The organism is Anaeromusa sp., from assembly GCF_028691475.1.
Taxonomy (GTDB): Bacteria; Bacillota; Negativicutes; order Anaeromusales; family Anaeromusaceae; genus Anaeromusa.
Genome location: NZ_JAQUZF010000198.1, coordinates 1 through 3003, shown reverse-complemented (window position 1 = coordinate 3003; position 3003 = coordinate 1). Strand labels below are relative to the sequence as shown.

Below are 3003 nucleotides of genomic sequence, written 5' to 3'. Positions count from 1 at the left end.
AGGGATATTCACTGCCATCGCTTAGAATCAGGCGCAGCTTGCGTTCCGTTGTTGCAGCTCCCCCGCCCATGCGCATAAATTTCAGGTAATCGTTTTCACCAACGCTAAAGCGCACCCGCACCGGATCAGTAGAAGAAATCGTCGCCAGCACCGTCGACCCGGCTGTAGCATAGTTACCAATGCTTAAATCTTTCGTGTCAATACGTCCGTCAAAAGGTGCTACTATCGTCGTATCGTTCACATCATTGTTAGCTTTTTGCAAAAGTGCCCGCTGCGCGTCTACCTGAGCCGCCGCTTGACGCTCTTCCGCCACGGCATTATCAAGTACCTGTTGAGCAATCGCCTGCTGTCCTGCCAATTGCTCATAACGAGCTACGTCGCGCCGCGTCCGACTCAGCGACGCTTCAGCCTGCGCCAGTTGCGCCTGCACATTCAATGAATTAGCTTCATACTGGCGCCGATCAATGACAAACAAGGGCTGGCCGCGATACACAGTAGTACCGCCATCCACCATTTTTTCAATAATATTCCCGCTTACCTGCGCTTTAATCTGCACTTCCTGCTTGGCTTCCACTTCGCCCACGAACTCATAGGAAACCGGCGTATCTTGCTTGATCACCTTCATGGCCTTTACAGCCACTGCTTGCCCTTGCGGCGCCTGCTGTTTGCCGTTGCATCCTGCCAGCAGCAAGCCGCTCAGCAAAAGTGCCATAACACAAGCCAGTCTTTTCTTTCCTGCGGAATTACCCCATGGTTTAAATAGCATAGATAAATGCCTCCGTTTCTTTATTCTTTACAGTTAATACGATTATGTAAACGCGATACATTACTGTTATTTTATGGATTACCTATTAATAAAACTACTTATTCTTTATTTGCTAAAAAATACCTTTAGGAAACTACTGTTTTTTTTGGACCAAGCAGTCAGTTTCAGTATTATACAGTATAACGTCTTTTCAGTAAACACACAATCTATTTTTATGGATAATAAAACTTTCATCATTCTGTTTATCCAAGATTTCAGTTACTATAACTCAGCCCTCTACTTCATAGAAATTAACGGCAATTATTTTTTTTGAAAATTCAACATTTTTCCGTCGTCGCCTTGTTTTTTGGCAGGAAATATTCTCCAAACAAGGAACTAGTTAACTAACCCCGTCAGTCCTAGTTTTAAAGGAGGAATCGTTGATGGCATGGATCTATTTGGTTATTGCGGGATTGTTCGAGATCGGCTGGCCTCTCGGTTTAAAAATGGCGCAAACCATGGAAGGAAAACAATTTACAGGCCTTGCCATAGCGGTAATCGCCATGGGACTTAGCGGTTTTTTTCTATTTACGGCGCAAAAGGACATTCCCATGGGCACAGCGTATGCCGTCTGGACCGGCATCGGGGCTGCAGGTACATTTATATTGGGGATTATACTATATAACGATCCCATCGGGATTTTACGTATCGCATCGGTGCTCCTCATCATTGCCGGTGTCATCGGTTTGAAATTAGCACATTAAAACTTCGTTTCTTTATGGCCGATAATGACACTCTCAAACGAGCATACACTCGCCAATAATAAACAGGCTTGCAGCCTATCCCGACTGCAAGCCTGTTCTTTTCCATTTTCCTATTAGCAGCGTCCGGCTATGCGAGGCGCTTCCAGTCTCGCTGCCACAGGGCAGTCTTTCCCCAAAAGCGGCCGTACGTATTCCAAAAAAGCGGGAGTAATGTCGTTGCCTGCTTCATTAATGAAGGAATCCGGCATGTAACGCGTTTTGCCCGCCAATTCGATCAACGGCGTCAATCGATACGCAGCCGCATAATCGCCCACTCGGTGAATGGTTACGGAGCCATTCGTTTCCTGCCCAAATGCAGCAAACTGAACCGCTTTCTCCCCAGCTTCCCGCGCTTCCGCCGCATCAACGGAAGACACGCAGCCTAAGAAAGAGCGCTGCAGGTAGCCGAAGGTATCACAACGCACTCGCGAAATGCCTAGTCCTTCCTTAAGCTTTTTCGAAAGACAGTCTCCCAATGCGCCGGTTCCGGACAAGGTAGCGTTGCCATGAGCGTCCCGTTCCACCTCATCAACAAGACTCAATAAAAGCGGTTGTCCTGATTTGTCGCAAATCCCCTCAGAGACGGCCACTACGCAAAAACCGTATTGTTCATGTACACGCCGTACATCCTCCAAAAAAGCTGCTAATGAAAAAGAACGCTCCGGCAGATATACCAAATGCGGACCATCTCCCTCATAGCGCCGCGCCGCAGCAGCGGCCGCTGTCAAAAAGCCGGCGTGCCGCCCCATGACAATACCGACATACACACCGCCTAAGGATCGCATATCCAACGACACCCCCGCAAAGGCCTGCGCTACAAAGCGAGCTGCCGAAGCATAACCCGGAGTATGGTCGGTAACAAGCAAATCATTGTCAATAGTTTTCGGTACATGAATCGCTTTGAGAGGATACTTCTCCCGCGCTGCTTCTTCACTGATGATCAGCAGCGCATCTGACGAATCATTGCCCCCTATATAGAAGAAATAACGAATATCATGGGCTTTCATAACAGCAAACATCTTCTTGCAAAAATCCGCTTTAGGCTTTACACGCGTAGAACCCAAGGCTGCCGAAGGAGTTGCCGCTACCGCTTCCAAATTGGCCTCTGTTACTTGCGTCAAATCGACAAATTCTTCTTTTGCCACGCCTTCCACACCATGCAGTGCCCCGTAAATACGGCTTTCCGGACTTAACCGCCGCACTTCCCGGACAATGCCGGCCAGACTTTGGTTGATTACTGCCGTCGGTCCACCACCCTGCGCAATCAAAACATTGCCCTTCATCGTCATAACCTCACTCCTTTTACTCTATACTCTGAAGACTATACCAGCCCCGCCGGCGCAAAACAAGCGCCTCTTTCTCTTTTTTATCCCAGCAGACCATCTCTGCGGCTTGTTTGTCCCCCCCTACAACTATCCACTTCTATTAAGTGACGTTTTTCATAGCTATATCTTG

At 48.1% G+C, this 3003-nt stretch carries 3 protein-coding genes; 1 reads left to right on the top strand and 2 read right to left on the bottom strand.

Annotation, left to right across the window (positions count from 1 at the left end; genetic code table 11):
* A partial coding sequence (locus PHF27_RS14160; RefSeq protein ID WP_300071481.1) for an efflux RND transporter periplasmic adaptor subunit occupies window positions 1-766 on the bottom strand: 766 nt, incomplete at its 3' end.
* A 422-nt stretch (window positions 767-1188) separates the two neighbouring features.
* On the opposite strand from PHF27_RS14160, the gene PHF27_RS14155 reads away from it, so the two are divergent.
* Window positions 1189-1509, top strand: a complete 321-nt coding sequence (locus PHF27_RS14155) for a multidrug efflux SMR transporter (RefSeq protein WP_300071480.1) — start codon at window positions 1189-1191, stop codon at window positions 1507-1509.
* Window positions 1510-1622: 113 nt separating this feature from the next.
* Here the strand turns inward: PHF27_RS14155 and PHF27_RS14150 are convergent, their stop codons facing one another.
* Complete coding sequence (locus PHF27_RS14150) at window positions 1623-2837, bottom strand: 6-phosphofructokinase (protein ID WP_300071478.1); 1215 nt, start codon at window positions 2835-2837, stop codon at window positions 1623-1625.
* Window positions 2838-3003: the final 166 nt, after the last annotated feature.